This is a genomic window from Mesorhizobium sp. M7A.F.Ca.AU.001.01.1.1, from assembly GCF_004022735.1.
Taxonomy (GTDB): Bacteria; Pseudomonadota; Alphaproteobacteria; order Rhizobiales; family Rhizobiaceae; genus Mesorhizobium; species Mesorhizobium ciceri.
The window spans coordinates 1-7,138 of record NZ_RZPF01000309.1; the positions used below are offsets into that span (position 1 = coordinate 1).

General features: G+C 65.2%; 5 protein-coding genes. All 5 read right to left on the bottom strand.

Annotated elements, in window-relative coordinates:
* A partial coding sequence (locus tag EN884_RS19270) for a nitrate reductase (protein WP_164895057.1) occupies positions 1-2,621 on the bottom strand: 2,621 nt, incomplete at its 3' end.
* A gap of 4 nt (positions 2,622-2,625) precedes the next feature.
* Positions 2,626-2,955 carry a nitrite reductase small subunit NirD gene (gene nirD, locus EN884_RS19275; RefSeq protein ID WP_063168698.1) on the bottom strand — a complete coding sequence of 110 codons (330 nt, stop codon included), beginning with the start codon at positions 2,953-2,955 and terminating at the stop codon, positions 2,626-2,628.
* 5 nt (positions 2,956-2,960) lie between these two features.
* A complete protein-coding gene (nirB, locus tag EN884_RS19280; protein ID WP_024503965.1) occupies positions 2,961-5,411 on the bottom strand; it encodes a nitrite reductase large subunit NirB in 2,451 nt (816 codons plus the stop codon).
* 4 nt (positions 5,412-5,415) lie between these two features.
* On the bottom strand, positions 5,416-6,213 hold the full coding sequence (locus EN884_RS19285; RefSeq protein ID WP_013530459.1) for an ABC transporter ATP-binding protein: 798 nt from the start codon (positions 6,211-6,213) through the stop codon (positions 5,416-5,418).
* Positions 6,214-6,224: 11 nt separating this feature from the next.
* Entirely contained in the window at positions 6,225-7,115 is an 891-nt protein-coding gene (ntrB, locus tag EN884_RS19290) for a nitrate ABC transporter permease (protein WP_013530458.1), read from the bottom strand.
* Positions 7,116-7,138 lie beyond the last annotated feature (23 nt).

Below are 7,138 nucleotides of genomic sequence, written 5' to 3' on the forward strand. Positions count from 1 at the left end.
ACATGATCGGCGCTCAGTTGTTCCGCCGCCCAGCCGCGCGACACGGCGACCGGGCCGGGCGCGACGAACAAGGCGCCTGACAGTTGGTCGTCGTCGAAGGCGGCGATGCGGTGCTGGCCGACGTCGCGGTCGTGATAAGCTGATATTTCGGCACCCAATGACGTACCGAACAGCGACCCGGCAAAGCCTGCCCAGTCGATGTCGTCATCGGCAAAGGCAAGCTCGACCCGCCAGCCGCCCTTGCACTTGGCCACGGCCCAGTAGGGCGCAGTATTAGGCTCCGGCCGCTGCCGAGCCACCGCAAAGCCAAAGGCCTTTGCCGCGAATTTCTCGATGCGGACGGCGACATGTTTCAGCGCCGGCTGACCGGAAATGGGATCGGTCAGCGGCGCGGTCAGCGTGTCGAGCCGGCCCTTTGCCGAGAACTGATCGGTCCAGTGCATCGGCGCAAACAGGCTGCCCTGGCGCTGGCGCGCCGTCACCAGCGCGCGCACCAGCACATCACCGCGCGGGCTGGAAACGCGCGCTATGTCGGCGTCACCGATGCCGAAGCGCTGCGCATCCGCCGGGTGGATTTCGACGAAGGGCTCGGCGATGTGCTGCGAAAGCCGCGGGCTTTTCCCCGTCCGCGTCATGGTGTGCCAATGGTCGCGGATGCGGCCGGTGTTGAGGATCAGCGGATAATCGGGGCTGGTGCGGATTTCCGTGGTGGGACGGATGGCGATGAAGCGCGCCTTGCGGTCGGGTGTGAAGAAGTTGCCGTTGGCGAAGAAGCGAGCCTGGAGCCCAGTCGTGCCGACCCCTTCTGGCCAACCTCCAGCTTGAGCGCCCCCCTCTCGCCTGCCGGCCATCTCCCCCTCAAGGGGGGAGATTGGCAGCTTTGCCGACTGCTTTCGCTTTGCGACGTTGTGAATTGGCGAAGACGGCCATGACAGCCGATCTCCCCCCTTGAGGGGGAGATGGCCGGCAGGCCAGAGGGGGGCGCCTTGGCTCGGCGCTGGCCATTGGAACGGCTCAAGCGCCTCATATCCCTCCGCATCAACCCCGGCATAAGCCCCGATGTCGAAATCCCGCGCACCATCATTCTCGAAACCCGACAGCGCGGCATGCTCGGCAAACACCTCCGCCGGCGACGCGTAGGAAAACGCCTCACCAAACCCCATCCGTTTGCCCAACTCGGCAATAATCCGCCAGTCAGGCAGCGCATCTCCGGGCGCGCGCAAAAAAGCGCGCTGGCGCGACACACGGCGTTCGGAATTGGTGACGGTGCCATCCTTCTCGCCCCAGGCGGCGGCGGGCAGCCGGACATGGGCGTGGCGGACGGTATCGGTCCGGGCCAGCACGTCCGACACCACCACGAACGGGCACGCCTTGATCGCCGCTTCGACGGCATCGGCGTCCGGCATCGAATCGACCGGGTTGGTGGCCATGATCCACAGCGCTTTGATGTGCCCGTCGGCAACCGCCTTGAACATCTCGACTGCCTTCAGGCCGGGCTTTCCGGCAACGGCCGGCGCGTTCCAGAAGCGCTGCACGCGGTCGCGATGATCGGGGTTTTCGATCTCCATATGGGCAGCCAGCATGTTGGCCATGCCGCCGACCTCGCGCCCGCCCATGGCGTTGGGCTGGCCGGTCACCGAAAACGGCCCTGCCCCTGGCTTGCCGATGCGGCCGGTGGCCAAATGGCAGTTGATGATGGCATTGACCTTGTCGGTGCCCGAAGACGACTGGTTCACCCCTTGGCTGTAGACGGTCACGGTCTTGGAGGTCGCCGCGAACAGGCTGTAGAACCGGTCAAGCTCGTCCTCGCTCAGGCCCGTGGCAGCGGCGACGCCAGCCAGGTCCAGCGCGGAGGCGGCGAAAAGCGCTTGCCCGAAGCCCGTCGTGTGCGTCGTGATATAGGTGCGGTCGAGCGCATTGTGCTGGCCGAGGTAGGCGAGCAGCCCGGTGAACAAAGCGATGTCGCCATCCGGCGCGATCGCCAGATGCATATCGGCAATGTCAGCGGTCATGGTGCGACGCGGGTCGACCAGCACGATCTTCATCTCCGGCCGCTTTTCCCGGGCAGCCGCGATGCGCTGGTAGAGCACCGGATGGCACCAGGCGAGATTGGAGCCGACCAGCACGATCAGGTCGGCAAGCTCCAGATCGTCATAGGTTCCGGGCACGGTGTCGGAGCCGAAAGCGCGGCGGTGGCCGGCGACCGAAGAGGCCATGCACAGGCGCGAATTGGTGTCGATATTGGCGGAGCCGACAAAGCCCTTCATCAGCTTGTTGGCGACGTAGTAGTCCTCGGTCAGCAACTGGCCGGAGACATAGAAGGCGACCGCATCGGGCCCGTGCTCGGCAATGGTTTGCGAGAAGGTCGAGGCGACGAGGTCGAGCGCCTCGTCCCAGCCGGCGCGGCGGCCGTGGATCTCTGGATGAAGCAGCCTGCCGTCGAGATCGATGGTCTCGGCCAGTGCCGAGCCCTTGGAGCAGAGCCGGCCGAAATTGGCCGGGTGGTCGGGGTCGCCGCGCACGGACACTTGCCCGTCCGCGGCGACCTTCGCCAGCACGCCGCAGCCCACCCCGCAATAGGGGCAGGTGGTCCTCACCTCGCGCGCTTCATCGATCTCCATGGGGTCAGGCCGCGCGGCTGACCAGCGCTTCCAGCGCAATGAACAGATGCTCGCCTTCGATCCGCACCGGAATGGTGCGCACCGCGCCCTCGTCGGCGCCGAGCGCCTTGCCCGTTTCCAGCGAAATCACCCAATTGTGCAAGGGACAGGTCACCGCCGCGCCGTGCACGATGCCCTGGCTGAGCGGTCCGCCTCTGTGCGGGCAATGGTCGTCGATGGCGTAGACCTGATCGTCCTGGGTGCGGAAGACCGCGATTTTTCCTTCCGGCGTGGCGACGCAGCGCGCGCCGCGGCGAGGGATGTCGGAGAGAGAGCCTATCGATATCCAGTTCATGACGCTCACTCCGCCGCCTGCGCAAAACCGACCGAAGCCATTGGCCGGAATTCGTGCTTGTCCTTGCCGGAAACGCGTTCCGACCACGGGTCGACCTGGGCGAATTTCTGGCTGAAGACGAAGCGCTCGTAATAGGCCTTGCGCTTGTCGCCATCGTCCATGATCTGGCGCTTGATCTCGGGGATGCCGATGCGCTTGGCCCATTTGTAGATGCGCTCGAGGTAGCGGCCCTGCTCGCGGTACATCTGCGTCAGCGCCACGATATGCTCCAGCGCCTCGTCCTCGGTTCTGACCAGGCCGAGTACTTCGGTGCCCTTGATGTCGAGGCCGGCCGCGCCGGCAAAATGGATCTCGTAACCGGAGTCGACGCAGATCACGCCGACATCCTTGCAGGTCGCCTCGGCGCAATTCCTGGGGCAACCCGACACCGCCATCTTGACCTTGGCCGGCGTCCACGAGCCCCACATGAATTTTTCGATGCGGATGCCGAGGCCCGTCGAATCCTGCGTGCCGAAGCGGCACCAGTCCGAGCCGACGCAGGTCTTCACCGTGCGCAACCCCTTGGCATAGGCGTGGCCGGAGACGAAGCCGGCCTGGCCGAGATCGGCCCACACCGCCGGCAGGTCTTCCTTGCGGATGCCGAGCATGTCGATGCGCTGGCCGCCGGTGACCTTGACCATCGGGATTTCAAACTTGTCGACAACGTCGGCGATGGCGCGCAGTTCAGCGGCATTGGTCACCCCGCCCCACATGCGCGGCACCACCGAATAGGTGCCATCCTTCTGGATGTTGGCGTGGACGCGCTCGTTGATGAAGCGCGACTGGTAGTCGTCGGCGTAGTCGTCCGGCCAGTCGCAGACGAGATAGTAATTGAGCGCCGGCCGGCATTTGGCGCAGCCGCAGGAGGTCGTCCATTCCAGTTCCTGCATGACGGCGGGAATGGTCTTCAGGCGCTTGGCGATGATCAGCCGGCGGACCTCGTCATGACCGAGCGTCGTGCAGCCGCACATCGGCTGCACCGCCGCTGGATTGTATTTGTCGCCGATGGTCAGCACCATCAGCTTCTCGACCAGCCCGGTGCAGGAGCCGCAGGAGGCCGACGCCTTGGTGTGGGCGCGCACGTCGTCGAGCGAGGTCAGGCCCTTGGCCGTGATCGCGCCGGTGATCTTCCCCTTGCAAACGCCGTTGCAGCCGCAGATCTCCGCATCATCCGGCAAGGCTGCAACGGCCGCCATAGGGTCCAGCGGGGCACCCCCCTGGTAGGACTGGCCGAAGATGAGCGTATCGCGCATCTCCGATATGTCGGTCTGCTTTTTCTTGAGATCGTTGAACCAGGCGCCGTCCGCCGTCTCGCCATAGAGCACGGTGCCGATGATGCGGTCGTCCTTCAGCACAAGCCGCTTGTAGACGCCGGCCGCCGCATCGCGCAGCACGATCTCCTGGCGGTCCTCGCCCTCGGCGAAGTCGCCGAGCGAGAACAGGTCGATGCCGGTGACCTTGAGCTTGGTCGGCGTGTCCATATGGACGAAGGCCGCCGCTTCGTTGCCGGCAAGCTGGCTGGCTGTGACGCGCGCCATCTCGTAGAGCGGCGCGACGAGGCCATAGACCTGGCCGTTGACCTCGGCACATTCGCCGAGCGCGTAGATGTCGGGATCGTTGCTGCGCATGCCGGCATCGACGACGATGCCCCTGTTAACGGCGATGCCGGCCTGTTTGGCCAGCGCCGAATTCGGCCTGATGCCGACGGCCATCACCACAAGCGTTGCTGGGATAATGGTGCCGTCAGCAAGTTCCACCTGTCCGACCTTGCCGTTGCCGGTGATAGCCTGTGTGTTGGCCTTGGTGATGACCTTGATGCCGCGCTGCTCCACCGCACGCTGCAAGAGATAGCCGGCGGCCGGATCGAGCTGGCGCTCCATCAAGGTCGGCATGACATGCAGCACGGTGACGTCCATGCCTTGCGCGTTGAGGCCCGCCGCCGCCTCCAGACCCAGCAGGCCGCCGCCGATGACCACCGCCTTGGCCCGCGACTGGGCAGCGAGCATCATCGCCTGCACGTCGTCGAGATCGCGATAGGTCAGCACGCCCGGCAGGTCATGGCCCGGAACCGGAATGATGAACGGTACCGAGCCGGTGGCGATGACGAGCTTGTCGTAGGGCTCGGTGACGCCGTGATCCGAGGTGACGGTCTTCGCCGTCCGGTCGATGGCAACGATCTTGTGGCCCTTGTAGAGGGTGATGTTGTTGGCGATGTACCAGCCGTCGCCATGGATGATGATCTCCTCATAGGCCTTCTCGCCCGACAGCACCGGCGACAGCATGATGCGGTCGTAATTGACGCGCGGCTCGGCGTTGAAGATGGTGACGGTGTAGCGGCCCGGAGCCTGTTCCAGCAGGTGCTCCAGCATGCGCCCGGGGGCCATGCCATTGCCGATGATGACAAGTCTTTCGCTCATGGTGCTACTCCGCGGCTTCGACGAAGCGGTGGCGTTCGTAGAGGAACTTCAGAACCGCCTCGCGGCAGCGCAGGAAGGTCCGGTCGGAAGAGAGTTCGACGCGCCGGCGCGGCCGCGCCAGCGGCACGGCAAGCACTTCGCCGATGGTCGCCGCCGGACCGTTGGTCATCATGACGATGCGGTCGGAGAGCAGCACCGCCTCGTCGACGTCATGGGTGATCATGATCGTCGTCGAGCCGAGCCTGGAATGGATGTCCATCACCGCGTCCTGCAGATGGGCCCGCGTCAGCGCATCGAGCGCGCCGAACGGCTCGTCGAGCAGCAGGATCTTCGGCTCCATCGCCAGCGCCCGGGCGATGCCGACGCGCTGCTTCATGCCCCCGGAGATTTCCGCCGGGCGCTTGTCCTTGGCATGCGCCATCTGCACGAGGTCGAGATTGCGCATGATCCAGTCATGCCGCTCGACTTTGCTCTTCGAACGGCCGAAGACCTTCGACACCGCCAGGTTGATGTTTTCGTAGACGGTCAGCCACGGCAGCAGCGAGTGGTTCTGGAACACCACGGCGCGTTCCGGTCCAGGGCTGTCGACCTCCTTGTCCTCGAGCAGCACGGCGCCGGCCGACACCTTGGTCAGCCCGGCGATCAGATTGAGCAGGGTCGACTTGCCGCAGCCGGAATGGCCGATGATGGAGACGAATTCGCCCTTGTCGATGGTCAGCCTGATGTCCTTCAACACCTCGCTGACCTGGGCACCACGCGTGAAGGATTTGTCGATATGGTCGAGCTTCAGATAGGCCGTCATCGCCCCTCTCCTCACTTTGCCGTTGTGCCGCGGGTGACGAAGGCGCCGACCGCCGCGACCAGCCGGTCGAGGCAGAAGCCGGTGACGCCGATATAGGCGAGCGCGACGATGATGTCGGGCAGCCGCGACGAGTTCCACGCATCCCAGATGAAGAAGCCGATGCCGACGCCGCCAGTCAGCATTTCAGCGGCGACGATGGCGAGCCAGGACAGGCCGATGCCGATCCTCAAGCCGGTGAAGATGTAAGGCGCGGCGGCCGGCACCATGATCTTGACGAAGAATTCGAACTGGTTGAGCCGCAGGATGCGCGAGACGTTGCGGTAGTCCTCGGGAATGTTGCGCACGCCGACCGCGGTGTTGATGATGATTGGCCAGATCGAGGTGATGAAGATGACGAAGATCGCCGACGGGCTGGAATCACGGAACGCCGCCAGCGACAGCGGCAGCCAGGCCAGCGGCGGCACCGTGCGCAGGATCTGGAACACCGGGTCGAGGCCGCGCATCGCCCAGATCGACTGGCCGACCAGCGCACCGAGCGCGACGCCGACGACCGCCGCCAGGCCGAAGCCGACGGCGACGCGCTGCAGCGAGATCAGCACGCGCCAGGCCAGACCTATATCCTGCGGGCCATTGTCGAAGAACGGATGCGCTATCAGGTCGTAGGCCTCGTTCCACACCTGGGTCGGCGGCGGCAGGCTCGATGTCGGCGACGAACAGGCGATCTGCCAGACGACCAGCATCAGCGCGATGACGATGATGGGCGGCACCAGCGCGCTCGCCAGTTTGCCGGCGATGGCGAGCGGCTCGAAGCGGCGCCGTGCCTTGGCAGTGAAGGCGATGACCTCCGCCGGCTTGGCGGGAAAGGCCTTCACCTTGGTGTCCTCGATAGTCTGGATCGACATGTCTGGGGAAAACTCCTTGGGGG

Coding starts and splice junctions, on each gene's coding strand:
- nirD (WP_063168698.1), bottom strand. CDS start 2,955: ATGAACTGGATATCGATAGGCTCTCTCTCCGACATCCCTCGCCGCGGC.
- nirB (WP_024503965.1), bottom strand. CDS start 5,411: ATGAGCGAAAGACTTGTCATCATCGGCAATGGCATGGCCCCCGGGCGC.
- EN884_RS19285 (WP_013530459.1), bottom strand. CDS start 6,213: ATGACGGCCTATCTGAAGCTCGACCATATCGACAAATCCTTCACGCGT.
- ntrB (WP_013530458.1), bottom strand. CDS start 7,115: ATGTCGATCCAGACTATCGAGGACACCAAGGTGAAGGCCTTTCCCGCC.